We start from the raw sequence: 25,211 nt of genomic DNA, 5'->3' as shown, positions 1-25,211 counted from the left end.
TATATTTGTTTTTATTGCCGCCATCTACTCCGCAATAACTCTTTTTGCTCCATTTAGACAGAAGATTTTCGATGTTCCAGTGGAGACATGCCCATCACTGTCTTGAAAGCTGCCGCGAATTTGCTGGAATTATCATAACCCACCTTTCCGGCGATAATTGCCACATTTTCATTGCTTTGGCGCAGCATCAATGCTGCCGCATGCATACGATAAGAACGCATATAGGCATTGACGGATGTACCATAGACACCTTTGAAACAAAGCTTCAACGTGGTGAGTGGTATATCAAACTTAGCAGATAGTTCGTTCAGAGTGAAGTGCCTGTCAATATTTCCACTGATGTATTTCATAATTGATTTTACTGTTTTAACCTGCTTTTGGGGAAAATATGGCCGTTCTTTGCTATTTATGGGGACATCAAGCACGCTTAAAAACAACAGTAACTCCAACACCTTAATCTTAAAATAATTTTTCCTAATCTTGTCAGGTACAGTATAGAGCTCAGAAAAAATATGCTGAATAGAGTCCTCGGCGCGCATGATAAATGGTCTTTTGCCTGCACAGAATTTTTCCCGTAAGGCATGCAAATCAACAGAAAACCCGTCAAAGAGAGTAGGCAGCATTTTTAATGCTTCATCGATATATATTGCAACAGTAATACCATGATAATGGCTGAGTGGAAATCCGAAGCCAAGGGCATGGTTATCTTTCGCATTGATCTGTAGGTCTCCTTCTTCCAAGTACATATATGAGCCATCCTGGAATTCCCATTCAATGCGCCCTTCCCGGCAATGGTCGATTCCCAGCATGTCTACTTTTGGACGAAAATCTGAAAAGCAGCTCGGCACGTGAAAATCATTGTACAGCAGATCGATGCCGGGGAACACCTTGTAGCAGGTCATGGTGCCCTCTCCGTTGATATTTTGCATGTTATATATGGTACAATCCTCATTTTTTTTTAACATCGTGATATTATTGCCGTAAAATACTCTGTCTTCCAATGTAATTGCCATGTTACCTCATCTCCCTGTTTTGTCCGCGTTATAAAAGTTTCTAATATTTTCTGATTTGAAGTAAGAACAACTCAGGTTTCTGCTTGTAGATTAGGAGTTGGCACAAGCTAAGTCTTTGCTTGTCGTGCTGCTTGTTTAAGCATAACAATAATAATTATTATTTTCAATAGTTAGAGGTGTTTTTCGCGGGCAATGTTTTTCGAAGCTTTGTTCTCTGCGCCTCTGCGGTTCGGTTTACTTTCTACGTTTAAAAGGACGCGTAGTGTTTTTCTTATCAGTTAAGCACGTGAGACTGTAGATAAGACAAAAAGGTTTCTGTAGCGATGGATAAGGTTCTTTTCTTATCATAAATAATACCGACGGTTCTTGTGGGCATGGGCGGTGATACTGGGATTTCAATAAGGGTTCCTTCTGTGAGATCTTTCTCAACAAAGTTTCGGATGGCAACGGTAATGCCCAGCCCGATTTTGGCAAATTCAATGAGGAAATCCATTGTATTGATTTCGACTTCTGGTTTGATAAAAATATTATTTTCCAATAAAAATTGATCTATATATTGTCTTGTTATATTGTCTGACTCTAGGAGCATAAAGATACCTTTGGAAAAGATATCATTAGGTTCTACGATCTGCAATGAGTCTAAATACTCTTTCTCCGCAACAAAAATATCCTGGATATCTGCTAATTTAACAAAGGTATAAGGACTGATGTTAAAGGGGCGGCTGACAATGCCGAAATCAATCATTCCTTGATCTATATTTTTAAGGGTATCAAAGGTTGTGTTATTAATGATCTTTATTTTTATTTCAGGATATTGTTTCATAAACGGCTTCAGATGTGATAAAAGAAAGTATTTGCATAATACGGTGCTGACACCAATGGTAATCATACCTTGCTTTTTGTTCTTAAGTTCGGTTAATACATTTTCTCCATCAGCAATGATATGAAGTGCTTTTTGAATATATTCATAGAAGATTTTGCCTTCGGCAGTAAGAATAACTCCTTTGGAGCCTCGGGAAAATAATTTGACATCTAAGAGAGTTTCTAGTTTTTTGATGGATTTACTTACGGCTGGCTGACTTATATATAAGGATTCTGCCGCGTGAGAAATATTTTTGTAGAAGGCTACCGTATGAAAAATTTTATAAAGCTCTAAATCTTCACGCATGATATAACTCCTCGTTATAGTAAGTATAATTAATATGTATTATTATTATATCATATTAAATTTTATAATATAATGATAGAGCGTGTTTCAAATAAATACGCAACCATAGTAAAGAGAGATGATAAACGTGATCAAAGGGAAGGTATGGAAGTTTGGGAATGATGTAGATACGGATCAAATCATTCCATCTCAGTATTTGCTGCTGCCTAATGTTGAGGAAATGAAGCAGTATACGTTTGAGCCTTTAGATGAAAACTTTGCTTCTACCGTGTGTCCAGGTGACATTATTGTAGGGGGCGAAAACTTTGGTTCCGGTTCGTCCCGAGAGCAAGCTCCTTTAGTATTAAAAGCTCTGGGCATCAGCGCAGTAGTAGCGAAATCCTTTGCCAGAATCTTCTTTAGAAATGCAATCAATATTGGGTTGCCGGTTGTGATTTGCAAAGAGGTGTATGATGCTGTAGAACAAAAAGATACATTGGAAATTGATGTTCTAAAAGGTACGATTAAGAATGTTACAAAGGATAGGAATTTTACATCTACAAAACTTCCTGCACATGTAATGAATATTTTAGAAGCAGGCGGTTTAATTGGTTTCTTAAATAAAAAGTAAAGGGGGTACAATAATGGGAATGACAATGGGAGAGAAAATCTTGGCCAGAGCCAGCGGGAAGGATCTTGTGAAACCAGGAGAGATCATTACAGCAAAAGTTGACTTATGTATGAGTAATGATGGTACAACCCATTTGAATATTGATATATTTGAAAATCAGCTGAAAGCAGAAAAGGTGTTTGATCCTAAAAAAGTGATTTTTATTGTAGACCATAATGTGCCTTCAGAGAGTGCAAAGACGGCTCAGGTACACAAAAAAATGCGAATATTTGCGCAAAAACATGATATTCCCTTTTATGAAGGCACAGGAGTCTGTCATCAAATTATGATAGAAGATTTCGTTGTACCAGGACAGCTGGTTATTGCTGCTGATTCTCATACCTGTTCTTACGGTGGTCTAGGTGCCTTTGGCACAGGGGTAGGCTGTACGGATTTTACTTCCGTCATGCATACAGGTGAAATTTGGCTGATGGTTCCGGAAACTTTAAAGTTTGAAATTGAGGGCAGTTTCAAAGCAGGAGTATATGCCAGGGATCTGATTTTGAAGATCATTGGTGATATTGGGGCTAATGGAGCAAATTATAGAATTATGGAATTTGGCGGTCCTGCAGTGAAGAAATTTACTGTCGATGATCGGGTTGTGCTGTGTAATATGGCAGTAGAAGCAGGGGCCAAAACAGGTCTTGTTGAACCGGATCAAATTGCGATTGACTATGCTAAAGCCAGAGGACGCCATGACATGAATCTATTTACAAGCGATGAAGATGCAGTGTATGAAAAGACATATCAATATAACCTTGATGAATTGGAGCCGATGATTGCCATTCCTCATTGTGTTGATGATGTAGTCGGTGTAACCCAGATTGGGGAAGTGAAAATCGATCAGGGCTTTATCGGTTCCTGTAATAATGGCAGGATCGAGGAATTACGCGCTGCAGCGCAAATTTTGCAGGGAAAGAAAATTGATCCTTATGTAAAACTGCTGATTTCACCTGCTTCAAAGGCAGTATTTTTAGAGGCGTTAGCAGAGGGATTGATTGATATCTTTGTAGAAAGCGGCGCCATGGTGCTGAATCCCAATTGCAGTGTTTGCTGGGGAAGCTGCCAGGGCGTAATTGGTGAAGGGGAAACCCTGATCTCGACTGGGACAAGAAACTTCAAGGGTAGAGCAGGTCATCCAAACTCGAGTGTGTATCTTGCTTCTGCGGCAACGGTAGCGGCTTCTGCCCTTACAGGAAAAATAACCGATCCTAGGGGGTTTGTGGTATGAAAGAAGCTTTCAAAGGACGAGTGTGGAAACTTGGGGACGATATAGATACGGATATTATTATTCCGACGCAGTTTCTTGCCTTAAAGACCGTAGAAGATATGAAAAAATATGCATTTAACCCGTTAAGACCGGAGCTGGCAGCGCAGATCCAGCCAGGAGATATTATTGTAGCAGGTAAAAATTTTGGCTGCGGCTCGTCTCGGGAGCAGGCTCCTGAGATATTGGCGGCTTTGAAGATAAGCTGCATTATTGCCAAGTCTTATGCCAGAATTTTTTACCGCAATGCATTTAATAATGGTTTATTGCTGCTTGAGAATAGTGAGCTTTATGATTGTTGTAGTGAAGGAGATCATGTCTCTGTTCATTTAGAGAGCAGCCAAGTTCTCCTAGGGGAAAAATCCTTTGAGGTGGCATCCATTCCAACGGATTTGTTGCAGATGGTAGAAGCGGGAGGATTAGTTCCTTTTATGAGAAAGCGCAATGGCAAATAGTTTTGCTGGAAAGGAAGTGCAGTATGGGTTATACGCTAACTGAAAAAATAATCATGAGAAATACGAAAAAAAGTTCTGTTACACCCGGAGAATTGCTCAATGTGAATGTGGATAGGGTTATGGTTCATGATATCTTTGCTCCCTTTGTTGTTGAGAAATTTAGAGAGATGGGTTTTGAAAAAGTTTGGAATCCAGATAAAATTGTATTTGTCTATGATCACTTAGTCCCCACCAGTTTTATTGAAGATTTTCGTCATCATAAAATAGCCGATGCCTTTGCCGCGGAGCAGCACATAAAGGCGGTTCATCGTGCAGATGGAGTCTGTCATCAATTAATGCCTGAGTTACGCTATGTAGTTCCCGGTCAAGTCGTCTTTGGTACGGATTCCCATACTACGACCTATGGTGCTATTGGCTCCTTCTCAACAGGAATTGGCTATACGGAGATGGCGGCGATTTTTGGCACGGGACAATTGTGGATTAAGGTTCCGCCAACTCTTAAGTTTACGATTAATGGCGAGCTGCCTAAGGGCGTTTATTCCAAAGATATAATTCTTAGGATTCTTGGTGATATTGGTGCTGATGGCGGTACTTATAAAGCACTGGAATTTGGTGGTTCTACGATCAAAGGATTGAGTATATCTTCCAGAATGACTCTTTCCAATATGGCGGTAGAAGCGGGAGCTAAGGTTGGGGTTATTGAGCCTGATGAGAAGACTTTTGCTTTTAGCGGCGTCGAGGGCAGTCAATTCCAAGATCTTAAGAGTGATCCAGATGCCAGTTACGAAAAAGTCTTTAACTATGATGCTTCCACTTTTAAGCCTGTGGTTGCATGTCCATCCAATGTGGATAATATCAGTGATGTAGAAGCACTGTTAGGGACAAAAATTGATCAAGGGTTCATCGGTTCCTGTACCAATGGCAGGTTTGAAGATTTAGAAGTAGCTGCCAAGATTCTAAAAGGGCGAAAAATTGCTCCCTTTACCAAATTAATTGTTACGCCTGCAAGCCGGAGTATTTATGCAGAAGCTGCAAAGGCAGGTATTATTGGAATCTTAGTGGAAGCCGGGGCGATTATGAATCCGCCAGCTTGTGGTTTATGCTGTGGCAGGAGCGGTGGGATTGTATCAGATGGGGAGCGGGTAATCGCCACTAACAATCGTAATTTCTTAGGCAGAATGGGCAGTCCGAAGTCGGAAATATTTCTCGCCTCTCCTGCAACCGTTGCTGCAGCGGCTTTAGAAGGTAAGATTGTTGATCCAAGGAAGTATTTATAATTCATAAAAATAATAAAAGCCACCTTCAGTATGAAGGTGGCACGGTGTAGTGAACAAGCCAGATATGAAAATTTCTTATTTTCGATCTGGTAATATATGCTATAATAAACGTACAGATTGTCTAGGAGTGGTTAGCCATTCCCTTGTAGAAAGGGGGTGGTATGATGATATCAATGTTTGAAGCAATGTATCTCACGATAGCATTCGCAACTCTCGTTGTTTTGATCATAAATAGGAAATAACCGCTTCCTAAGCTAAGGTCTGCGGTTATTTCTTAATAACTCCTACTTTAGGCTAACCCTTCGGTTAGACAATCTGCAGGGCTGGCGTGTGTCGAGCACGTCAGTCCTTTTCTTATATTATACCCATAGAAATAAAAATATGCAACTGCTCAGGAAAAAATCCTGCCTGGGTTCATTTTACTTTAAAAGCAATATCCTTTACGACTTCGCCGGCAATGATTAATCCAGCGACAGATGGTACAAAAGAGATGCTGCCGGGAATTTGGCGGCGGATGGTGCATTTACGGGTAGTGCCAGAGGGGCAGATACAACCAGTTGCACAATTAGAGCCTTCTGTTTCGATTGGGGTTACAGGCAATTCTTTAGAGTAGACTACCTTTAAGGAATGAACACCGCGTTTTTTAAGTTCTTTACGCATGACTTTTGCCAAAGGACATACGGATGTTTTATAAATATCGGCTACTTCGAATTTCGTAGGATCAAGCTTATTGCCTGCCCCCATGCAGCTAATAATAGGAATGTTTTTAGCCTTGGCTTTTTCGATTAGATCAATTTTTCCCGTTACCGTGTCAATGGCGTCTACAATATAATCGTAGTCGTCAAAAATTAACTCAGCAGCAGTGTCTGGCATATAAAATTTTTGAAAGATCGTAACTTCTGCATCCGGGTTAATCTCTAAGATTCGTTCTTTCATTACTTCGACTTTCGCTTTACCCACAGTTTTTCTAGTCGCAAGCAATTGGCGGTTAATATTTGTAAGACACACGCAATCATCATCAATCAATACCAGCTTACCTACACCAGCACGGACTAGACCTTCCACAGTATAGGAGCCTACACCGCCAATACCGAAGACAGCTACTTTACTTTGTTTCAATTTTTCTAAGGCTTCTACCCCGATTAATAATTCGGTTCTAGAGAACTGATGTAACATATTGTCACCCTTTTTCCATATCAATATTTAACCAACTTGGCTGATTCCTTGATTTAGCCACTATTTAACTCAAACCAAATCTTATCAAAAATACTTATAAAATTCAACTAAATATAATCTGTTTTATTTGAATGCAAAAATCTCTTAAGAAAGGGCTTCTTTATTGTTATGCTGACAAGGAAATGTTAGTGTTTGTGTGGAATATACACAATGATTTAAATGTCTCTTTATCCTTATATTGGATGGAGGAAGTTACTAAATAGATATGACATTCAGTTGTCGCTTCAAATTCAGGAGGTAGAAAGTAATGTTGATTGATTTGACACTTAAGATGAGTAAATCTGATTTTATCACAGATGATCCATCAAGAAAATTAGGACATTTTGGTACTCATTGTGATGTTATGAATAAGGAATTTCTGTTAGAAAATATTAAAAGAGTGGGTAAAATTATTGATATTAGTAATATAAAAGACAGAGAAGTCAATATTACGGATATCAATATTGAAATTGAAAAAAATGATTTTGTAATATTTAAAACAGATCATTTGAAGATAAATGGATACGGAGCAAAAGAGTATCAAATAAAAAGTGCAGAACTATCCGATTCAGTCATTGATTTTCTAATTAAGAAAAAAGTAAGCTTGATTGGGGTAGATGCCCCAGGATTGCAGAAAGCCTCCAAACATGGGGAAGTAGATCAGCTTTGTGCAGATCATAATATTTTCGTAATCGAGAATTTGTGCAACATCGATACCCTTTATGAAAAGGTAAAAAACAACAGCTTTACGGTCTATTGCTTTCCTTTAAATCTTTTGGATTCAACAGGTTTATCCTGCAGAGTCATAGCAGAGTTTTAATTGGACAGCAAGTAATGGATAAATAGAAGATGTGAATTTCAAACTCCTACAAGGCTTGCAGGAGTTTGTGTTTTTATAGTAAATACTATCGCTGTTGCATTGATAAAGAGAAAGGTAGATGGTTTTGAAGGGAAGGAAAGGACAGGATGATGAAGGGAGTACAATTTTACCGTGATGAACAATTGCCGTATTTCGAATTAAAGCTATGTGATACCAGCCAGCTTTCCTATAGAAAGCATGCTCACGAGGAATATTCATTAGGTATTGTAGATAAAGGAACAAGCTCATTTTGGTATGAAGGTAAGTGGGAAGACGTAAATCCGAAAACAATTGTTTTTATTCCTCCCAATTTAGTGCATTCTTGTAATCCACAGCAGGAGGATCAATGGAAATATAAAATGCTGTTTATCAATACAACATGGATACATCGTTTCATGGATAGTAAAGAAGGATTTCTTTTCCATCCAATTGTTGAGGCGATCTCTGATCCGGAAATATTTAAAATGACCAACAAACTGATGGAAAATCTAACGGAACATGCAAGTCCTTTAGAAAAAGAAGGCAGCATCATTGCTCTTTTTGACAGGATGGCCGTCCATGCAGACCAGATAAAAAATATAAAGATCAAACAGGAACTTCCTAAATTGAAAGTCATTAAAGAATATTTACACAGTAATTTTTGTGAAAGAATTACTTTGGATGACTTAGAGCGAGTTTCAGGGATCAATAAATTTCATCTGATTCGTCTCTTTAAAGATGAATTTGGCATACCTCCCCATATGTATCAAACCTTATTACGAATCAATTATGCAAAAAGACAGCTTCGCAAGCAAAAGCAAATCACTGAGGTAGCATTAGAAGCAGGGTTTTATGACCAAAGTCATTTCCATAAAGTTTTTAAAAGCCATACTGGGATTACTCCAGAAAAGTATGAAAAAATATAATCTAAAATCATTACACGAGGTGAAGTACGTGTTTGAAAAAATAGTTGTATTTTTTATGACTGGTACAGGAAATTCATATCAGGTAGCTGCATGGTTTGTAGAGGAAGCAGCTGCACTCGGTGTAGAAACGCAAGTGCAGCAAATTAAAGTGACAAAACTTTCTATTGAACCAAATCGTAGAACGCTGTGCGTATTTACATTTCCTACTCATGGATTTACAGCTCCTTGGTTATTGTTAAAACAGATTTTATATCTTCCTAGGGGCAAGGGGACGGTTGCTGTGGTTCTTCCTTCGCGAGCTGGCACTAGGATCAAAGGAATTTCACTTCCGGGAATGGAAGGAACAGCTGGTTATCTAACGGCTTGTCTATTATTTTTGAAAGGGTATAGGGTAAAAGGTGTTATAGGTGTAGATATGCCTAGCAACTGGACTGCAGTCCATTGGGGATTAAGCAAAGAAAATAAAGAGTTTATCATTTCAGCAGCAGAGCCAAAAGTGAGGCATTTTGCTAAAGTGATTTTAAATGGACAAGTATATTTTCATGGTATTGCCCCTTTAATGTTAGGGTTATGGCTAGCTCCTATTTCTGTAATGTATCTGATTCTGGCACAGTTAATACTTAGTAAATTGTTCTTTGCCTCAGACAAGTGTATAGGCTGCCAGCAATGTGCTAACCTCTGTCCTAAACAGGCAATTGTAATGGTCGGATCCAAAAGAAAGCGTCCTTACTGGACTTACTCCTGCGACAGTTGCATGGCTTGCATGAATTACTGCCCTTATGAAGCAGTAGAGGTAAGTCCAATTATCGGAATTATGTTCTATTTTATAGGCACAATACCGATTTCAACCTATATATTGAGTCATTTTGTTACCCTGCCTCTTTCTTGGCTGCCGATCAATTGGGATGGAATCATACAATATATCTATATTTTAATTTCTGTTTTTCTAGCATATCTGCTGCTGCATACTGCTCTAGGCTGGCGCTTTTTCTGCATAATCTTTAGCAAGCTTACTCATACTCGCTATTTTCGCAGGTATCATGCTCCCAATGTAAGCGTAAAGAACCTCAATCAACCTTCGGAGTATCATCGATGACTAATCGGTCTACAACAAGTCTTTCTATTATGAATGATATCTGGTGCATAGTGAAGTTGGCAGTTGACACAAAATATGAATTGATGTAGGATAACAGCAATAATAAATGAAGTAAGCTGATTGGAAAACCAAAGGCTTCGTCACTTTTTGAAAAGAATTGGCGAGGTCTTTTTTGCGTCAGCCAGGAAGTATGAGAATCTGAAAAATATAAAATCCTCCTTTGTGTCTTTGATTCATTTTGAGGTATCCTTTTGGGTAGTATCTGACTAAAAAGTGCATACTATCTTTTTGAAGAAAATAATATACAATGGAATGGAGAAGTATAGGTAAAGAAAATACAAAATGGAGGTAGTTTTATGAAGGTGTTAGCATTGAACGGTAGTCCAAGAAAAGGGTGGAATACACAAATCCTACTAAAGCATGCTCTAGAGGGGGCAGCATCTCAAGGTGCAGACACAGAGCTTATCCATCTGTACGACCTAAACTTTAAAGGCTGTATAAGCTGTTTCGCATGTAAATTAAAAGACGGTAAAAGTTATGGGAAGTGTGCTTATCAAGATGAGTTGACGCCTGTTTTAGAAAAAGCAGCCGAAGCGGATGCCATTATTCTAGGTTCGCCTGTCTATTTAGGAGCAGCTACTGGTGAGATGAGATCCTTCCTAGAGAGATTCGTCTTTCCTTTTCTAGTCTATGATCAGAATTACTCCAGCCTTTTCCCCAAGAAGATACCAACAGGTTTCATTTACACAATGAATGTGGATGGAAAGCGGCTGAAAGATATGGGATATGAGCATAATTTTCGGAATACGGAAATGGCATTAGCCAGAACATTTGGAAGCTCAGAATCATTGTTAGTTACGGATACCTATCAATTTAGTGATTATTCCAAGTATGTGGTAACTTCATTTAATTCAGTGGAAAAAGCGAAACGAAGGGAAGAAGTATTTCCCATAGATTGCAGTAAGGCATTTGATATGGGGGTCCGTTTTGCAGGAGGCAAGTCCGATGGGATTAATTGAAGTTAACCAAGAGCGCTGCACCCGATGTGGAATTTGTACTGAAGTATGTCCTACTCGGGTTTTAGCTATGAGTAAAAATGGTCCGGAAGCAATTGCTCCTGAGGTCTGTATTGCCTGCGGACATTGTGTAGCTGTATGTCCACATGAAGCGCTAGATAATAAAAAAGCACCTCTCAATAAACAAATTGCGTTAGCAGAATTTCCAGTGTTACCTGCACAAGAGGCTCAATTATTTCTTAGATCCCGCCGATCCATTCGTAAATACAAAGAAAGATCTGTGCCCCACGAGCAATTATTGCAGTTAGTTGAAATCGCTCGTTTTGCACCGACTGCCAGTAATGGGCAGGGTGTATCTTATATAATTATAGAGAATAAAGAGTTTATTGAGAAGTTGATAGAAGTAGTAATTGAATGGATGGAGAGCCAAATTTCCGTACATTGGAGTTTTCTTCTTCATGTGAAAGCATATAGAGAGGATAAGAAAGATACAATCTTTCGAGGGGCTCCCCACATCATTTTGGCAACTGCCAATAAAGATTTTTTCCGCGGGCGTGAGAATACAGTTTTCGCTTTAACATACCTGGAATTGTATGCAACGACCTTGGGGCTCGGATCTTGCTGGGCTGGACTGTTTGAAATGTGCGCATTTTCAGGCTATAAACCTTTACTGGATTTGCTAAACATACCAGAAGGAAAAGAAATAACCGGCACCGTGATGGTTGGCTATCCACAATATAAGTACCAAAGACTGGTAGATCGCAACCCCTTAGATGTCATTTGGCTATGACATAGGGATGGAATAAGGCGATTAGTATTATAATTAGGAAAAGTACGAACCACGAAGGTCGTTTTTAAGTATATGTTTTAGTGGAAAAGAGAGGAAAGAATGGTGTAACCGCAGAGGCGCAGAGCGCGCTGAGGAAATTTATTTTATAACCCTATCTATCTTTTCTCTGTGTTCTCTGCGCCTCTGCGGTTAAAAAGATGCGCTATCGTTATTCTTACAATTTTGTGAGTAAGATGTAGCAAGTTGTAGGTATGATTAGCGGATTAGCCATTTACAATGGTACCGCCATTGACGTGAAGGATTTGTCCTGACATATAGCTTGAGTCAACGGAAGCGAGAAATACATAGCAGGGGGCTACTTCCGCGGGCTGACCTGCACGTTTCATTGGAGTATTTTGCCCGAACTGTGCTACATGCTGGTCGTTAAAGGAAGCAGGAATCAGAGGTGTCCAAATGGGACCGGGGGCTACACCATTGACACGGATGCCTTGCCCTATTAAAGATTGAGATAAGGAACGAGTAAAAGAAACGATAGCACCTTTGGTTGCAGAGTAGTCAATTAATTGTTCATTTCCCTCATAGGCAGTGACCGAAGCAGTATTAATAATTGAACTACCATATTTTAAATGTGGCAGTGCTGCTTTGCTAAGGTAGAAATAAGAAAAAATATTGGTGCGAAAGGTCCTTTCCAACTGTAAGGCAGAAATATTTTGAAGGCTTGTCTGTACATGCTGTTCAGCTGCATTATTGACGAGTATGTCTAATTGACCGAATTCTTTTATTGTTTCTGCGACGACTTGTTGGCAGAAGGTTTCATTGCCAATGTCGCCGGCAATTATTAAACAGCGTTTTCCTGTTTCCTCCACCAATTTTTTTGTCTCACCTGCGTCAGCATGCTCATTAAGATAGGCGATAGCCACATTGGCGCCCTCTCTGGCAAAGGCTAATGCTACAGCGCGACCTATGCCGCTGTCCCCGCCGCTGATTAAAGCTACCTTATTTTCCAGCTTACTACTGGAGCGATAGTTATCACTGATGGAAATGGGGCGGGGATTCATTTGTGATTCAACTCCCGGCTGCTGGTTCTGATGTTGTGGTGGGAAGCTTTGTTGGTTCATGTTTACACCTCTTCAAAGATAATGATGCTATAGTTTCCCCAAATCGATACTTTGTAATACTGCATAATTATCATTGTGGGTTTTTAACTACAAAGAGTCTACAACTAAGTTCCAGTTGTAGACTCTTAAAATTCTTATAATAATTCTTTTAGTTTTTCTAAATCATTGTTACATAGAACGGAGAGATTTTCGGCATTGATTATGACCTTCTATAGGAGGAAGATTTCGATTAGGTCCATGTAATTGTGATTTCATAGTATGCTCCTTTAAAGGGCAAATTTGTCATTGCAGAAACCAAAAACTTCCAGGTATTAGTTCTTTTTTTATAGACATAATATGTAGTGTAAAGGGTTCGTAATGGTTGAGCCAAGACTGGTGTCGGATCTTAATCGGTTCGGCATTGGTCGGCCAAAGAGTATTGTCGGGTCGAGAGGTTCGGCAGTAGTCGGCGGGCAGATCGTTATATGTCTTGTAAGGCTGTACGGCAGCCCAACTGTTGTCGTATGGTCAAAAGGGATGTGTAACGGTCGAGCTAAGACTGCCATGGGTTCTGAAGTGATAGGGGTCGGCCGTTGTCGGGAGATTGCGACCGGTTCGGTAGGGATCTGTGGCAGTCGAGCAAAGGTCAGTATCGGTTGTGTAATGCTTGTGGGTAGTCGAAAGATTGCGTATAGGTATGTAATGATCGGTATTGGCTGTAGCGTAGATCATTGCGGGCTCTTTTTAAGGCTAGCGGATTTATTCCGTTAGCTTTTGCTTTTTTTATGTTTTTTAAGTTGGGAATATAAGCTTTACGAACCGCAAAGGCACAGAGTGCGCAGAGGAGGATTTTTTTACACTATCTATTTTTGCTCAGCGTCTCTACGCCTCTGCGGTGTACTTTTTAATGTTGCTATGGTGCAGCTTGCTTGGCGCTAGTATGTATGTATTTCCAGTGTTCTTCGCTTACAGGCATAACGGAAAGACGTGATTGACGTACGAGTTCCCATTCTTGAAAGAGAGCATTACTTTTGATTTCTTTTAATGTTACAGGTCTGTCTAAGGGATAACGTGGCTTAACATCGACTACGATGAAACGCTCATCAGTCTCATTTGGGTCAGGATAAAAAGTTGAAATGACTTCAGCCACTCCGATAATCGCCTTTTCTTTTCCAGTATGATAAATAAAGACAAGGTCACCTAATTCCATTTGCTTCATATGTTTTAATGCTGCAAAGTTTTTTACACCATTCCAGCGGTCCTGCCCCAACTTCTCAAGATCACTATAACTGAAACTTTCAGGTTCTGTTTTTGCAAGCCAATAAGCCATAGTATCACTCCTTATTGATTGATCTAGTGCGTGTCTTTTATTATATAGTATTTACCATTTTAGCAGAAATATAAATTACGAGAGTAGAAAGAAAGTATTGTGTTTTGTTCTTCGTGATCTTCCCAGCTTCGCGGTTCAAGAATTTTAAATTGGATATCCTAACAATAATCAGGTGGGGAAATACTCTAGCTCCAATCAAGTCTTTTTTATTTTTAGTTTATTGTATCCTTTTTCACCATAGGGTTGTAGATTGGTTAGCCATTTGTCTTCTAGGGTTAAAATCGTCTTTTGATAATCTTCTTTTATAACTTCTTCTGGTTTTAGGACCTCAAGGACCTCACAAGTAAAAGCAGCAGAACCATATTGGTGCCAGTCCTCTTGCATGTCCTTAATAGGATGGGAAGCTGCATTTAATTGAAAACGGTGTCTATTGAAGATTCCAGGTAAATTCATACTGCTGCCGACAAAGATTTTACCATTAATAGTATTTTTGATTTGGTACACTCCCATAGGAAGGGACGTTTGCTTGTATGTCAGTTTAAGTTCTTTTTTTCTGTCCAAGAGAATCAACTCCTTTTTTTATTTCAAAATAATGCTTTAATTACAATGTAAGCCAGTAGGAACTGCCATCCTGAGTTCGTGTCATAAATCCATAATCGATAAGAAGACGGCGCAAAAGTACATAATCTTCATACAAAGGTTTTAGTATGGCGTTTACTTCTTTTTCAGTATAGCGTTGATTGGCAGTAAATTTCTTAAGAATATGCTGTAAGATAGCTACTCGTTTCTTCTCTTTGAGAGGAAACGAATCTAACGGACCGTTAAGCCCTTGTTTAAAATAACTGTTTAAAATACTTTCGTTCTCCTGCTTTGTAATCGCAAAGCGTTCATCTACTTGCTTTGCATTACGTGGAATATCAATAAAACTTTGTTTCTTTGGTATTTGTTCTCCTAGTAGCTCCATTATGGCTAAAAATACTTTGGCTTGTTTTTGCTTTTCTCGTAAGGAAAAGCGATGATTGCGGATGGTTGATGTGCTGCCTGTACCCAGTACTTTTGCGACATCATTATCACTATTGCCTTCATAGAAAAGCTCAAGAATTAGTTTTTGATGATCAGTCAGTCCGGTTAATTTTTTATCTAAATTAAGCAAAAAATGAAAAGATGAATGATGGCATTTTGCAATATGAATTTCAATATATTTTTTTGCTTCATATAAGATATTATTTTCAGGATAGATGATGCCATTTCGAATACTTTCGCCGCAGATGAGGCATGTAAATTCATCGGTATCTTCATTGTAAAAATACCCTTGTTTGATTTCATTTTGCGTTGCATGCCAAAATAATTCTGGAATGTTGTTCATTTTATAGACACCTCTTAATATTATCTAGTGAATTTATAGACATTATAATTCTTTATCTAAACAATAGTCAAGACATAATTGCGATTTGTTTGGATTTTCCATAGACCTAGTAAAATAATGTCTATAAAAGTAGCGTGTCCTTACAGTGAGAAAAACAATCATTAGGGATAGACCTCCAGCAGGATTTGCATTATAATGTAAAATACAAATAAGTAGAGTCTTTATATTTAATGACTTAGATGAGAATATATAGAAAAAGGGGATAGTGGATATGAAAAAACTTTTGATTTGGCTTAATCAATGGAGCGTTTCTTATATTGATCTTGGATTGTTAGTATTTCGTTTGGTGCTAGGTGGTATGTTTATGTGGCATGGATATCCTAAGATTGCTGGCGGAGTTGAAAAATGGGCTGCTCTGGGGAAATCGATGGAGGTATTTGGTATTGCATTTGCTCCAGCTTTTTGGGGCTTTATGTCCGCTTTTGCAGAATTTTTTGGAGGATTATTTTTTGCCATCGGATTCTTATATCGTCCCATGTCTTTATTGTTAGCTATCAATATGCTTGTTGCTTTTTCTACTCAGATGTTAAGTGACAAAGGGTTAATGAAGGCTTCCCAATCCTTCGAAAATGGAGGAAGTTTCTTTGCAGCATTCTTTGTTGGACCAGGCAAATATAGTGTGGATAAGTTAATGGGATTGAATGAAGTAAAGAAATCTCGATTTGCTAAATTTGAATAAAAAATCCAAAAGGTTGTTATTCTAAGAATTCTAATCCTAGTCATACTGATTTTGAAGTTGGTCACTTGCGAGTTTCCATTTGTAAACTTATTTTCCATGGATAGAAAGGAATAGGAGTCGTAGATGAATTCTTATATTCTGATATTGAGTGTTTTGCTTTTGATTTACGCTGCAGGTAATTATTATATTGGTTTACGCTTTTTTCAATCTTTCCGCAGCATAGTAGAACCTTATACGGTGTTATATTGGAGTGGATATACCTTTTTAGCAATTTCTAAATTGGTGGGGCGAATCGGGAGAATAAAATTTCCGGGATTTGCGAATGATATCGTTATTATTATTGGGGATTACTGGCTTGCGGCAGCGTATTATTTTTTCCTATTCTGGATCATTATCGATGTTGGGAGTTTTCTAAGCGATGTATTGTTTCATAGACAGATCATCCAAGGACTAGCTTTGGGCTTGACTGTCATTACTTTAGTCGGATTTCTTTTGGCTTATGGGAGATGGAATGCTTGTAATCCTCGTGTTCGACAGTATGATGTGGTGATTCCTAAAGGCGTGAGTAATTTATCAAGTATCCATGCAGTTATGGTATCGGATGTACATCTTGGTACCATTGTTGATAATACCCGTCTTGAAGAAATGGTCAATAAAATCAACGAACTGAATCCTGATATTGTATTTCTGGTAGGAGATACCATTGATGAAGATGTGCAGCGTTTCATCAAGAAAAAAATGTCGGAAGGCTTAAAAAAATTAAATTCCCAATATGGTGTATTTGCAGTGCTTGGAAATCATGAATATCTCGGAAGTGATAGCCAAAGTGCAATAGAGCAATTAAGACAGTCTGGTATTAGCGTGCTACGTGATGAATACCAGTTGGTGAATAATCAGTTTTATATCGTTGGACGGGATGATCCTACATCAGTTAAAGCAACGGGGCAGCAGCGGCTGGATCTGTCTGCAGTAATGCAAGGTATTGATACAAAGCTGCCCATTATTCTGCTCGATCATCAGCCATTCAAGTTGACTGAAGGACAGCTTAATGGTGTCGATCTGCAGTTATCTGGGCATACTCATCATGGACAGTTTTTTCCTAATCAGTATATAACCAAGCGCATTTTTGAAATTGACTGGGGTTATCTGAAAAAAGATCGTTATCAGGTAATTGTCTCTTGCGGTTTTGGTACATGGGGACCACCGATACGAATTGGTAATTGTCCAGAAATTATTGATTTGATGATTCATTTTGAGAAAGAAGCATAAAGAGCAACAATCATAGACTGCTGTGGAGCAGTCTATGATTGTTGCTCTTTATACTTTTATTTATATAAGCGGGAGTTATATAAGTTCTTTACTACAGTTACACTAGCTTTAGCGTATGAAATTTGTGAATACCTTTTCTTCTTGAGGAAGAGGTGGTACTTGCGCTTTTCCAGCAGCTAATGTTTTCATAAGCCAAGCCATGTTCTTGCCTAGAACTCGAAGAATTTGCTGACCTTCATGATCATCTTTGACTTCTGCGGGTGCTGTACCGTGGATTACATTCCAGTAGTTAGAGGTTGGCATAATCATTTCGGCATAGTTGATATAATGATTTAGAGCATCGAAAGTTGCTACACCGCCGGAACGGCGGACTGCCACGAGGGTTGCTCCGACTTTATGGCGGAGTAATCCTCCATTTACGCTTGTTACGTAAAAAACACGATCTAAAAAGGATTTCATAGTGCCGGCAATACCTGAAAAATGTACAGGAGATCCCAGCAAAATACCGTCTGCTTCTTTGATTTTTTGGATAGAATCATTGACTTCATCATTTGGAATGACACAGCGTTCATTCAGGTTGTTAGCACAGCCTCCACAGGCTAAGCATCCTCTGATGATTTTATTGCCAATATGGATGATTTCAAACTCAATTCCCTCGGTTAGTAATGCTTCTCCTACTTGTTCTAGTGAATGATACGTATTACCCTTACTGTTTGGACTTCCATTAATAGCGATGACTTTCATTATTTCCTCCTCTTGTATCGCCTTTGGACTTACTTGAAGCTAGGCGACAGCATTTATTTGGTTCAGTCTATAGTAAATCAACGGAAATGACAAGAACGCACTTTTTGGTAGGGTGCTTACTAAAAAGTAAGCTCACCATAAAATAGATGATTATAAATTGAAATCGTCTTCTATTGTTTAAGTATCGCAATTCTCCTAAAATAGCTGATGTAAAGCAGTTAAGGCAGAGTATGCAGTATTTGTGAAAAATAATAACTATAATTTAACTTAAGAAGTCGACGAATATAGGAAAAAAGTAATTAAGGAATTTCAATAGCATTGAATCATTAAAAAACTTTATCACAAAATGATATAAAACACCCCTATTCTTCAAATATCGGAAGATAGGGGTGTTAGAATTCTATTTGTCACCTTTCTCAACGACAAATACTTTTACGTCTTTCATGCCAAAATCCTGGGCTTTGTCTACGGATGTTTTGGCAATATCAATACGATTACCCTTAATCGCTCCACCCGTATCCTCTGCTACGGCGTATTCACCATGTCCGTTGGGATACTGAATGTAGAGGCGCGATCCTAAAGGAATAACATTTGGGTCAACGGCAACTACACCAGGACGTATTTGTGTGCCCAAATAGGTTTTATCACCCCATTGATCATTGTCATGAGCTCCTGGCGCATAAGCAGTGGCCGTGATATCCAAGACGTCTTCATACTTACTGGGTGCTTTGGCAGAGGAGGAAGTGTCCTTGGATTTATTGTCTTTAGATTTTTGCTGATCACCTTGATTTGATGGATTTGCTTTTTCCGTTGACTTGGAAGTGTTAGTATCTTTGACTTGTTGGGTAACAGCTGGCGGATCTGCATTGGATGGATCGGCTGAAGCATGCGCGACAGGTGCTGCAAGTCCGGGCAGCATGGCTCCAGACAATATAGCGGCGCCAGCCACGGCGGCTGCAGCTATATTCTTGAATTTTTTCTGAAACCGCGAAATTGTGCGATGACGTTTGTTTTTATGATTCATCATAGCATCCTCCTTTAATGAGGTTATTATGATTTAGTGTTTGCGAAAAAAAATGTAATACACCTGTGATTTTTTGTATTTTTCATCGCCTAAAGGGTATACTTGCTACCAGATGAATGTCGAAATTTAGAGAAGTAAAGCACCTCTTTCTTTATAACGAGTGATTAAAAATTCAGAATCTACGCTTTGAATGCCATCAATGGATTGCAGCTTGCGCATATAGTGATTCCCTTGTTCTTGGTTATCAAAGAGGGCATGTACATGTAAGTGGGGGTGACCACTCATCTGATATACATTTGTTATTTCCTGGTCAGCAAAGAGTTTTTCGGCAATGGAGTCAATCTTAGACCATTCTACGTTGATGTTAAAATACATGGAGACCATTTTCCCAGCTTTAAGAGGGTTGACTACAATGGTAAAACGATCAATAATTCCATGATCTATTAATTGGTTAATACGTTCTCTGACAGCCGCACGCGTTAAATTCAAAAGACGACCGAGCTCTGCGTTGCTCAGACGTCCATTTTCTGATAAAAATTTAAGGATTTTTCTATCCACTTCATCTAAATTCTTGAATTGCATAGTGTATGTATCTTCCTTTCAAACACTAATTTTATTACAACGTAAAAAAAAACATATAAATATTGATCGAATGTATATATTATATTATACTTGTGTTAAAGGTTAAAAGAAACTATATTTTATTTCTACTTATAGTCTAGGTATTATTTTAATTATTGGGGTGAGAAATGTGACGATTGTAGCTATTAAGATACTGCTTGTTTCTATTTCGGCAGGTGTACTTGGCTCTATCTTAGGTCTTGGCGGTGGGATTATTGTGACACCTGCTTTGACCTTATTATTTGGAGTGGATATTCAACATGCCATTGGAGCAAGTCTGATCTCTGTTATTGCCACTTCCAGCGGTGCAGCAGTTGCATACATCAAGGATGGAATAACAAACATTCGAGTGGGCATGTTTTTGGAAATAGCGACAACAGTAGGTGCTATTACAGGAGCCTTAATTGCAGGTTTAATTTCGCCAAATCTTTTGTATATCATTTTTGGTCTGTTATTGTTGTATTCTGCTCTAGCCATGCTTAAGAAAACCAAAGAAGAATTGCCTGAAGAAGTACCTCTACATAATGTAGCAAAGACATTAAAGCTGCAAGGTGAGTATTATGATAAAGCGCTAAAGAAAAATGTTTCCTATAAAGTGGATAATGTTTATAGCGGTTTCGGCGTGATGTATGGAGCTGGCATTATATCTGGATTACTGGGTATCGGAAGCGGTAGCTTTAAAGTAATGGCAATGGATGTTTTTATGAAGCTTCCTTTAAAAGTATCCAGTGCAACGAGTAATTTTATGATGGGTGTTACTGGTGCTGCCAGTGCGGGAATCTATTTGTATAGAGGCGATATAAGTCCCATTATATCGGCACCAGTGGCGATTGGCGTATTGATAGGAGCTACCATTGGAGCAAAGATTATGCAGCGTATGAAAAGTAAAACCATTCGTAAACTATTTATTCCGGTTCTCATGTATGTAGCCATACAAATGATGGCACAGGGATTGGGGGTTAAATTGTGAGTGAAATGATGAATAAAGATACAGAGAAATCTTCGAAAGAGATTAATGAAGTTGAAATTTTTGTTAGCAAGTCTTTGCGTTTTGGTGTGCTAGTAAGTGGTGCGGTTATTTTGTTAGGCTTAGTCCTCTTTTTAAGCAGTGGGGAAGGTGGCTATCCGGGAGACTCTTATCCGACACGGCTTAGAGATATTTTTGCAGGGGCTTTTGATATGAAACCTTTCGGAATTATCTTAGCAGGTTTAGTTTTATTGATTTGCACGCCCATTATGCGTGTGGGAATTTCCGCATTAGTATTTATAAAGGAAAAAGATTGGCTGTATGTTGGTATATCAACGGTAGTTTTTTTTATCCTAGTTAGTGGATTTTTCTTTGGCAAATAGAAAAGTGAAGTAGATTTGGAGGTCTTTTTATGAATCGAGTATTTGAGATTCAAGAAAAAATTCTGGATAAAATTGCGGAATTTGAAAGTGCAGATGTGGAAAGAGATATAACGTTAAGTTGGGAAAGAATACATTTGGCAAGCTGCGCAGCAGTGGGACGAATTCTTGCGTTGAAGCGCGGCGCTGATCCTGAATTGAGCGCCATAGCTTGTTCAATACACGATTATGGTCGTATTATTACAGGGAAGCAGCGTGATCATGCTATGGCAGGGTATGAACCTCTCAAGCTATTTCTTAAAGAGAGCGGCTGCTTTACTGTGGAAGAGGTTGAATTACTAGCAACAGCTGCAAAAAATCATAGCAGCAAAAAAGAAGTAGGAAGCCCCATTGAGGAAATCGTTAAAGACGCAGATGTATTTGACTGCTATCAATATGGTATGCCCCTGGATCGAGAAGAACAAAGAGCTCGATTAAAGACTATCTTAGAGGAAATAGGTCATTGAGAAAATAGCCAGTGTGAAACCTTGTAAACTAGGTTTCACACTGGCTATTTTATAAGTAAAGAAATGCCGCCATTCCTTTGTGTCCTTTGCGTTTTTGTGGTTCGATCTGTTTTATATGTTTTAAGGCCGCCCAGGCTTTTATAAAAGCAGCATAGTACATTACATCAGTGACACTGCTTTTTAGTAGATTTGTATCACAAGGTATGAGGTGAATAGGATCATCGAAAGCAGCATTGCGTAGTCTTGCAAGGCGAGGGTGACATTATTCTTAAAACTTCGTGTTTTTCGGCTGCCAAAACCTCGCAATTCTAAGCTGAGTGCCATTGTTTCTGATTTTGTAACCGCTTTAAGAACAAGAGGTTTGATAACCGCCATGTAGGAGAAGAAACGCTGCAGTACATTGCCTTGGGGGGAATAACCCCGGCAAGCTTGTGCTTCTTGGATGGCTTTGCTCTCTGCTAAAAAATCCGGGATGAACCGCAGCGCTGCTGTTAGCATAAATGCATATTCATAAGGAATGTGGCATTGCAGAACTAAAGCTGCCGACAAGTCCTGCATTCTTGTGGTCGCCAATAAAATGAAGAAGACGAGAGTCATGGCAATCATCTTGCTGGCAGTAATGGCGGCAAGCATTATATCATTATTTATGGCGTACTGCATGCCAGCTAAGATGGCAGCAAAGACAAATAAGCTGGCAATCCCCTTATAAATACTTGATCCAACTTTCGCGATAACCAGAAGAATTAATTGGCAAACAATAAGTGCTGTTAAGGCAGGAAGGGATTGTAATACAATTGACCATATAGTAACAAAGATTGTCAACGCTAATTTAGTGATGGGGGCTATTTTCTGCATGGTCATTATTCCTCCTTAGAAGATTTGCAATTTGATTGCCTAGTTGTGTGATGGAAGTCGTCTGCGATATTTGGAAAGAAGCAAGCTGGCGGGAGATCTTTAGGGCAGCTGGCTCGATTAGGCCCCAGTCTGTTAGTTGGTTCGTATCATGGAACAATTCAGCTACAGTACCATCGAATACTTTTTGCCCTTTTTTCATGACGATAGCCCTTTGGGCACAGGAAGACAAGAATTCCATATCATGAGTGACTAACAATATAGTAGTACCTTGTTGATGCAGTTTTAATAACAATTGCAACAATTGGTCACGTTCCCTAGCATCCTGGCCGCTAGTAGGTTCATCCAGAATCAGTATTTTAGGCTGCATAGCCAAAGCCGAGGCAATGGTAAGGCGTTGCTTTTGTCCTTTGGATAGGGAAAGAGGATAAGTAGCAGCTAAATGAGAGAGTCCGGTGACTTCTAGTGCTTGGGTAACGAAAGTCTGGATTTGTTCTGGAGTACAGCCTATTTGCTTGGGGCCGTAGGCTACTTCTTCCGCTACTGTATCATGAAAGATTTGACGGTCGGGATTTTGAAAAACATAACCAATGTGATGTGCCATTTTGGCGGGAGTCGCGTTTGCTAAACTATTTCCTTGAAAAAAGAGCTCACCTTTCGTTGGTTTTTTTAATGTCATCATCAGACGAGTCAGAGTGGTTTTACCGCTACCGTTGCGTCCAACGATGGCCAAGAATTCTCCTGGATTTACCCTTAAAGAAACATCATGGATATCGTGAGATTGTGCTTTATAGGAGAAGTAAACATTTTTTAGTTCAAGCATTTTTGCGGGCCTCCTCGTCCAGGGCTTTGCCCAACTGTATGATGGCTTCTTCCTCTGTATGCCAAGAGGCAAATTGCCTTGTTGCAAGCTCTTCTATCATGAGCTTTAACTGCCATAGGGGCGGTATCGCTTCTGCAAAAATTTGTTTTTTTGCCATGAAGCTGAGCACACTTTCAGGAGTGCCATTCAAAATCAATTGACCGTTTTCTAATAGAATAAATTGATCTGCATAGGGAAGAACGGTGGCAATATCATGCTCGACTACCAGTATTGTGATACCATGCTCTTGATTTAAGTCACTGAGGAGTTTATATAATGAGTAAGTTCCTTCAGGGTCTAGGGCGGAAGTTGGTTCGTCCAGAACAAGTATTTTTGGATTGGTTGCCAGAACGCTGGCAAGGACCAAGCGTTGTTTCTGCCCTCCGGATAAATCCGTAACGGCTTGTTTTTCATAACCTGTCAAACCAACTTTGGCGAGTACCTCTTCGACTCTTTGTGTAATTTCTTCGGGAACAATCCCCATGTTTTCAAGACTGAAAGCAACTTCTTCTTCTACAGTCATGGTCACTAATTGAGTTTCATAATCTTGTAAAACAGTACCAACTGTGAGTGCCAATTGCTGCATAGAAGATTCTTGTGTATGAATTCCAGCTACATAGACCTTCCCAGCAGAGCTGCCGCCAAAGTAGTGGGGAACGGCTCCTGCTACTGCTAGACAAAGTGTTGTTTTTCCTGCCCCGCTTGGACCTAATATAACAGAAAAGGATCCTTTCTCAATGGATATCGTTATGTTGTCAAGAACCTTTTTGGGATGATTGTAGGCGTAACTGAAGTTTTGCAGGGCTATGGCTGGCATTATTGATCACCTTTCAAGTCAAATAATTTTTTGGCTGGGAAATAGAGGATTTGTGTGATGGCCGCATTAGCAGCAGCTACTGTAAATACGACAGGTATCATAGCGTATAGATACACAGATAAAGGTAGGGAAAGTACGACCTTAAGTATGGTTATGAATGTCATACCGCTAGCCACGGTGCTGATAAATCCTGTTACGGCAGGCTTAATGTTGAGCTTACCTAATGTCATATTAAAAGTGTGGCAGACAAGCAATGTACATATAATAGCACCAATGGGCTCACTTAATAGGTTGCCATAAGGAAAAGCGGACTTAGAAGTTGGTATATTAATGGCCGCAGCAACTAGACCGATACCAAAAGATTGTTTAAAGGTAGGTTTAGTTAAATTAATAGCAATACAATACATGGCAATGGTCCAGTTGGGAGTTACGCCGCCAATATTTGGACTGACTAAATGCAAAATAGCACCAATAGCCAAAAGTAAGGTTGTAATCGTAACCCAGCGATAGCGACCGCCTTTATTTTTATCATGGATGGTTAATTCTGATTCATTTTTTTCTAATTCCATCGTAATCGCACTCCTTCATTTTTAAAATAAAAAACCTCGTCTCTATACATGCATGTGCATATATAGGGACGAGGAGTTAACTCGCGGTGCCACCCTGATTAGCTTTTGAAAAAAGCTCAGCTTTACAAGATACAGGATAAAATACAGTCCGATATCTGCTTCCTGATAACGGCGGAAGAATCCCGACAGCACCTACCCCGTACATTACGGATCAGACTGTATCTCCCAGGCCCATTCCACATACCGAGTAGTGCCAAACTTCCACTGCCATTGGCTCGCTGTAACCCTTAGTGTATTGTGTACTCTTCCTGTTCATCGATAATAAATATGTATTTTAACGTATTGTAACAGATAGTAC

The 25,211-nt window shown here is 39.2% G+C and carries 29 protein-coding genes and 1 other annotated feature; of the genes, 15 read left to right on the top strand and 14 right to left on the bottom strand.

All coding sequences use genetic code 11. The features are described from left to right. Nucleotides 1-53 precede the first annotated feature (53 nt). Complete coding sequence (locus JBW_RS17815) at nt 54-1,013, bottom strand: helix-turn-helix domain-containing protein (protein ID WP_007960666.1); 960 nt, start codon at nt 1,011-1,013, stop codon at nt 54-56. A 274-nt stretch (nt 1,014-1,287) separates the two neighbouring features. Next, nucleotides 1,288-2,181 (bottom strand): LysR family transcriptional regulator, encoded by an 894-nt coding sequence (locus tag JBW_RS17810; protein ID WP_007960667.1) that lies wholly within the window; start codon nt 2,179-2,181, stop codon nt 1,288-1,290. 118 nt (nt 2,182-2,299) lie between these two features. Between JBW_RS17810 and JBW_RS17805 the strand changes: the two genes are divergently transcribed. From JBW_RS17805 to JBW_RS17790, 4 genes are read left to right on the top strand one after another with little or no spacing between them, the layout of a single operon-like run. Then, nucleotides 2,300-2,791 (top strand): 3-isopropylmalate dehydratase small subunit, encoded by a 492-nt coding sequence (locus JBW_RS17805; protein ID WP_036681943.1) that lies wholly within the window; start codon nt 2,300-2,302, stop codon nt 2,789-2,791. A gap of 13 nt (nt 2,792-2,804) precedes the next feature. Then, nucleotides 2,805-4,061 (top strand): 3-isopropylmalate dehydratase large subunit, encoded by a 1,257-nt coding sequence (locus tag JBW_RS17800; RefSeq protein WP_007960669.1) that lies wholly within the window; start codon nt 2,805-2,807, stop codon nt 4,059-4,061. Next, the gene (locus JBW_RS17795) at nt 4,058-4,552 is read left to right on the top strand and encodes a 3-isopropylmalate dehydratase small subunit (protein ID WP_007960670.1); all 495 of its coding nucleotides are present in this window, start codon (nt 4,058-4,060) and stop codon (nt 4,550-4,552) included. Before JBW_RS17800 ends, JBW_RS17795 begins: the two co-directional genes overlap by 4 nt. A gap of 23 nt (nt 4,553-4,575) precedes the next feature. Further along, complete coding sequence (locus JBW_RS17790; protein ID WP_007960671.1) at nt 4,576-5,829, top strand: 3-isopropylmalate dehydratase large subunit; 1,254 nt, start codon at nt 4,576-4,578, stop codon at nt 5,827-5,829. A 414-nt stretch (nt 5,830-6,243) separates the two neighbouring features. On the opposite strand, the gene JBW_RS17785 is transcribed toward JBW_RS17790, so the two are convergent. Beyond that, complete coding sequence (locus JBW_RS17785; RefSeq protein ID WP_007960674.1) at nt 6,244-7,005, bottom strand: tRNA threonylcarbamoyladenosine dehydratase; 762 nt, start codon at nt 7,003-7,005, stop codon at nt 6,244-6,246. A 307-nt stretch (nt 7,006-7,312) separates the two neighbouring features. Between JBW_RS17785 and JBW_RS17780 the strand changes: the two genes are divergently transcribed. From JBW_RS17780 to JBW_RS17760, 5 genes are all read left to right on the top strand, one after another. Further along, on the top strand, nt 7,313-7,864 hold the full coding sequence (locus tag JBW_RS17780; RefSeq protein ID WP_007960675.1) for a cyclase family protein: 552 nt from the start codon (nt 7,313-7,315) through the stop codon (nt 7,862-7,864). A gap of 146 nt (nt 7,865-8,010) precedes the next feature. Beyond that, entirely contained in the window at nt 8,011-8,808 is a 798-nt protein-coding gene (locus JBW_RS17775; RefSeq protein WP_007960678.1) for an AraC family transcriptional regulator, read from the top strand. A 28-nt stretch (nt 8,809-8,836) separates the two neighbouring features. Continuing rightward, nucleotides 8,837-9,904: an EFR1 family ferrodoxin gene (locus JBW_RS17770; RefSeq protein WP_007960679.1), complete on the top strand. Its 1,068-nt coding sequence runs from the start codon at nt 8,837-8,839 to the stop codon at nt 9,902-9,904. A gap of 356 nt (nt 9,905-10,260) precedes the next feature. Then, nucleotides 10,261-10,923 carry a flavodoxin family protein gene (locus tag JBW_RS17765; protein ID WP_007960681.1) on the top strand — a complete coding sequence of 221 codons (663 nt, stop codon included), beginning with the start codon at nt 10,261-10,263 and terminating at the stop codon, nt 10,921-10,923. Further along, nucleotides 10,910-11,710: a nitroreductase family protein gene (locus JBW_RS17760; protein ID WP_007960683.1), complete on the top strand. Its 801-nt coding sequence runs from the start codon at nt 10,910-10,912 to the stop codon at nt 11,708-11,710. The genes JBW_RS17765 and JBW_RS17760 overlap by 14 nt, the downstream gene beginning before the upstream one ends. A 263-nt stretch (nt 11,711-11,973) precedes the next feature. Here JBW_RS17760 and JBW_RS17755 read toward each other — a convergent pair whose 3' ends face one another. Beyond that, the gene (locus JBW_RS17755) at nt 11,974-12,828 is read right to left on the bottom strand and encodes an SDR family oxidoreductase (RefSeq protein ID WP_007960687.1); all 855 of its coding nucleotides are present in this window, start codon (nt 12,826-12,828) and stop codon (nt 11,974-11,976) included. A 357-nt stretch (nt 12,829-13,185) separates the two neighbouring features. Here JBW_RS17755 and JBW_RS17750 point away from each other — a divergent pair, with 357 nt between their 5' ends. Then, nucleotides 13,186-13,578, top strand: a complete 393-nt coding sequence (locus tag JBW_RS17750; protein WP_007960689.1) for a hypothetical protein — start codon at nt 13,186-13,188, stop codon at nt 13,576-13,578. Nucleotides 13,579-13,720: 142 nt separating this feature from the next. On the opposite strand, the gene JBW_RS17745 is transcribed toward JBW_RS17750, so the two are convergent. From JBW_RS17745 to JBW_RS17735, 3 genes are all read right to left on the bottom strand, one after another. Beyond that, nucleotides 13,721-14,137 (bottom strand): EVE domain-containing protein, encoded by a 417-nt coding sequence (locus tag JBW_RS17745; protein WP_007960691.1) that lies wholly within the window; start codon nt 14,135-14,137, stop codon nt 13,721-13,723. Between the two features lie 195 nt (nt 14,138-14,332). Continuing rightward, nucleotides 14,333-14,698, bottom strand: coding sequence for a GIY-YIG nuclease family protein (locus JBW_RS17740; protein WP_007960693.1), 366 nt, complete (start codon nt 14,696-14,698; stop codon nt 14,333-14,335). A gap of 40 nt (nt 14,699-14,738) precedes the next feature. Then, the gene (locus JBW_RS17735) at nt 14,739-15,503 is read right to left on the bottom strand and encodes a DUF2087 domain-containing protein (protein WP_007960695.1); all 765 of its coding nucleotides are present in this window, start codon (nt 15,501-15,503) and stop codon (nt 14,739-14,741) included. A 271-nt stretch (nt 15,504-15,774) separates the two neighbouring features. Between JBW_RS17735 and JBW_RS17730 the strand changes: the two genes are divergently transcribed. Continuing rightward, nucleotides 15,775-16,242, top strand: coding sequence for a DoxX family protein (locus JBW_RS17730; protein WP_007960697.1), 468 nt, complete (start codon nt 15,775-15,777; stop codon nt 16,240-16,242). 123 nt (nt 16,243-16,365) lie between these two features. Beyond that, nucleotides 16,366-17,511, top strand: coding sequence for a metallophosphoesterase (locus JBW_RS17725; RefSeq protein ID WP_007960699.1), 1,146 nt, complete (start codon nt 16,366-16,368; stop codon nt 17,509-17,511). Nucleotides 17,512-17,619: 108 nt separating this feature from the next. On the opposite strand, the gene JBW_RS17720 is transcribed toward JBW_RS17725, so the two are convergent. From JBW_RS17720 to JBW_RS17710, 3 genes are all read right to left on the bottom strand, one after another. Next, nucleotides 17,620-18,255, bottom strand: a complete 636-nt coding sequence (locus JBW_RS17720) for a flavodoxin family protein (RefSeq protein WP_007960701.1) — start codon at nt 18,253-18,255, stop codon at nt 17,620-17,622. A gap of 400 nt (nt 18,256-18,655) precedes the next feature. Then, nucleotides 18,656-19,279: a 3D domain-containing protein gene (locus JBW_RS26130; RefSeq protein WP_007960703.1), complete on the bottom strand. Its 624-nt coding sequence runs from the start codon at nt 19,277-19,279 to the stop codon at nt 18,656-18,658. Nucleotides 19,280-19,405: 126 nt separating this feature from the next. Then, nucleotides 19,406-19,837, bottom strand: a complete 432-nt coding sequence (locus tag JBW_RS17710) for an Lrp/AsnC family transcriptional regulator (RefSeq protein WP_235333942.1) — start codon at nt 19,835-19,837, stop codon at nt 19,406-19,408. A gap of 193 nt (nt 19,838-20,030) precedes the next feature. Between JBW_RS17710 and JBW_RS17705 the strand changes: the two genes are divergently transcribed. Genes JBW_RS17705 through JBW_RS17695 form a run of 3 tightly spaced genes read left to right on the top strand, consistent with a single transcriptional unit; the run spans nt 20,031 to nt 21,753 of the window. Beyond that, the gene (locus JBW_RS17705) at nt 20,031-20,870 is read left to right on the top strand and encodes a sulfite exporter TauE/SafE family protein (RefSeq protein ID WP_007960705.1); all 840 of its coding nucleotides are present in this window, start codon (nt 20,031-20,033) and stop codon (nt 20,868-20,870) included. A 5-nt stretch (nt 20,871-20,875) separates the two neighbouring features. Next, nucleotides 20,876-21,250, top strand: coding sequence for a DUF1634 domain-containing protein (locus tag JBW_RS17700; protein ID WP_071882521.1), 375 nt, complete (start codon nt 20,876-20,878; stop codon nt 21,248-21,250). 29 nt (nt 21,251-21,279) lie between these two features. Then, nucleotides 21,280-21,753, top strand: coding sequence for an HD domain-containing protein (locus JBW_RS17695; RefSeq protein ID WP_007960708.1), 474 nt, complete (start codon nt 21,280-21,282; stop codon nt 21,751-21,753). Between the two features lie 180 nt (nt 21,754-21,933). Here JBW_RS17695 and JBW_RS17690 read toward each other — a convergent pair whose 3' ends face one another. From JBW_RS17690 to JBW_RS17675, 4 genes are read right to left on the bottom strand one after another with little or no spacing between them, the layout of a single operon-like run. Continuing rightward, nucleotides 21,934-22,608, bottom strand: a complete 675-nt coding sequence (locus tag JBW_RS17690) for an energy-coupling factor transporter transmembrane component T family protein (protein WP_007960709.1) — start codon at nt 22,606-22,608, stop codon at nt 21,934-21,936. Beyond that, complete coding sequence (locus tag JBW_RS17685; RefSeq protein WP_007960710.1) at nt 22,583-23,428, bottom strand: energy-coupling factor ABC transporter ATP-binding protein; 846 nt, start codon at nt 23,426-23,428, stop codon at nt 22,583-22,585. Before JBW_RS17685 ends, JBW_RS17690 begins: the two co-directional genes overlap by 26 nt. Beyond that, nucleotides 23,421-24,284: an energy-coupling factor ABC transporter ATP-binding protein gene (locus tag JBW_RS17680; RefSeq protein WP_007960712.1), complete on the bottom strand. Its 864-nt coding sequence runs from the start codon at nt 24,282-24,284 to the stop codon at nt 23,421-23,423. The genes JBW_RS17685 and JBW_RS17680 overlap by 8 nt, the downstream gene beginning before the upstream one ends. Continuing rightward, on the bottom strand, nt 24,284-24,853 hold the full coding sequence (locus tag JBW_RS17675; protein ID WP_007960714.1) for a tryptophan transporter: 570 nt from the start codon (nt 24,851-24,853) through the stop codon (nt 24,284-24,286). The genes JBW_RS17680 and JBW_RS17675 overlap by 1 nt, the downstream gene beginning before the upstream one ends. Before the next feature lie 61 nt (nt 24,854-24,914). After that, nucleotides 24,915-25,178: a binding site (T-box leader), on the bottom strand. Between the last annotated feature and the right edge of the window lie 33 nt (nt 25,179-25,211).

This window comes from Pelosinus fermentans JBW45 (assembly GCF_000271665.2).
Lineage (GTDB): Bacteria > Bacillota > Negativicutes > DSM-13327 > DSM-13327 > Pelosinus > Pelosinus baikalensis.
The sequence above is the reverse complement of the archived record's forward strand: the minus strand, read 5'-3'. Positions and strand labels throughout refer to the sequence as shown.

What these genes read in the sequence shown, in the direction of transcription:
- JBW_RS17790 (WP_007960671.1), top strand. Translation starts at nt 4,576, where the DNA reads ATGGGTTATACGCTAACTGAAAAAATAATCATGAGAAATACGAAAAAA.
- JBW_RS17725 (WP_007960699.1), top strand. Translation starts at nt 16,366, where the DNA reads ATGAATTCTTATATTCTGATATTGAGTGTTTTGCTTTTGATTTACGCT.
- JBW_RS17685 (WP_007960710.1), bottom strand. Translation starts at nt 23,428, where the DNA reads ATGCTTGAACTAAAAAATGTTTACTTCTCCTATAAAGCACAATCTCAC.
- JBW_RS17700 (WP_071882521.1), top strand. Translation starts at nt 20,876, where the DNA reads ATGATGAATAAAGATACAGAGAAATCTTCGAAAGAGATTAATGAAGTT.
- JBW_RS17760 (WP_007960683.1), top strand. Translation starts at nt 10,910, where the DNA reads ATGGGATTAATTGAAGTTAACCAAGAGCGCTGCACCCGATGTGGAATT.
- JBW_RS17755 (WP_007960687.1), bottom strand. Translation starts at nt 12,828, where the DNA reads ATGAACCAACAAAGCTTCCCACCACAACATCAGAACCAGCAGCCGGGA.
- JBW_RS17800 (WP_007960669.1), top strand. Translation starts at nt 2,805, where the DNA reads ATGGGAATGACAATGGGAGAGAAAATCTTGGCCAGAGCCAGCGGGAAG.
- JBW_RS17810 (WP_007960667.1), bottom strand. Translation starts at nt 2,181, where the DNA reads ATGCGTGAAGATTTAGAGCTTTATAAAATTTTTCATACGGTAGCCTTC.
- JBW_RS17805 (WP_036681943.1), top strand. Translation starts at nt 2,300, where the DNA reads ATGATAAACGTGATCAAAGGGAAGGTATGGAAGTTTGGGAATGATGTA.
- JBW_RS17690 (WP_007960709.1), bottom strand. Translation starts at nt 22,608, where the DNA reads ATGCAGAAAATAGCCCCCATCACTAAATTAGCGTTGACAATCTTTGTT.
- JBW_RS17750 (WP_007960689.1), top strand. Translation starts at nt 13,186, where the DNA reads ATGGTTGAGCCAAGACTGGTGTCGGATCTTAATCGGTTCGGCATTGGT.
- JBW_RS17795 (WP_007960670.1), top strand. Translation starts at nt 4,058, where the DNA reads ATGAAAGAAGCTTTCAAAGGACGAGTGTGGAAACTTGGGGACGATATA.
- JBW_RS17745 (WP_007960691.1), bottom strand. Translation starts at nt 14,137, where the DNA reads ATGGCTTATTGGCTTGCAAAAACAGAACCTGAAAGTTTCAGTTATAGT.
- JBW_RS17780 (WP_007960675.1), top strand. Translation starts at nt 7,313, where the DNA reads ATGTTGATTGATTTGACACTTAAGATGAGTAAATCTGATTTTATCACA.
- JBW_RS17735 (WP_007960695.1), bottom strand. Translation starts at nt 15,503, where the DNA reads ATGAACAACATTCCAGAATTATTTTGGCATGCAACGCAAAATGAAATC.
- JBW_RS17730 (WP_007960697.1), top strand. Translation starts at nt 15,775, where the DNA reads ATGAAAAAACTTTTGATTTGGCTTAATCAATGGAGCGTTTCTTATATT.
- JBW_RS17720 (WP_007960701.1), bottom strand. Translation starts at nt 18,255, where the DNA reads ATGAAAGTCATCGCTATTAATGGAAGTCCAAACAGTAAGGGTAATACG.
- JBW_RS17680 (WP_007960712.1), bottom strand. Translation starts at nt 24,284, where the DNA reads ATGCCAGCCATAGCCCTGCAAAACTTCAGTTACGCCTACAATCATCCC.
- JBW_RS17675 (WP_007960714.1), bottom strand. Translation starts at nt 24,853, where the DNA reads ATGGAATTAGAAAAAAATGAATCAGAATTAACCATCCATGATAAAAAT.
- JBW_RS17815 (WP_007960666.1), bottom strand. Translation starts at nt 1,013, where the DNA reads ATGGCAATTACATTGGAAGACAGAGTATTTTACGGCAATAATATCACG.
- JBW_RS26130 (WP_007960703.1), bottom strand. Translation starts at nt 19,279, where the DNA reads ATGAATCATAAAAACAAACGTCATCGCACAATTTCGCGGTTTCAGAAA.
- JBW_RS17765 (WP_007960681.1), top strand. Translation starts at nt 10,261, where the DNA reads ATGAAGGTGTTAGCATTGAACGGTAGTCCAAGAAAAGGGTGGAATACA.
- JBW_RS17695 (WP_007960708.1), top strand. Translation starts at nt 21,280, where the DNA reads ATGAATCGAGTATTTGAGATTCAAGAAAAAATTCTGGATAAAATTGCG.
- JBW_RS17775 (WP_007960678.1), top strand. Translation starts at nt 8,011, where the DNA reads ATGATGAAGGGAGTACAATTTTACCGTGATGAACAATTGCCGTATTTC.
- JBW_RS17785 (WP_007960674.1), bottom strand. Translation starts at nt 7,005, where the DNA reads ATGTTACATCAGTTCTCTAGAACCGAATTATTAATCGGGGTAGAAGCC.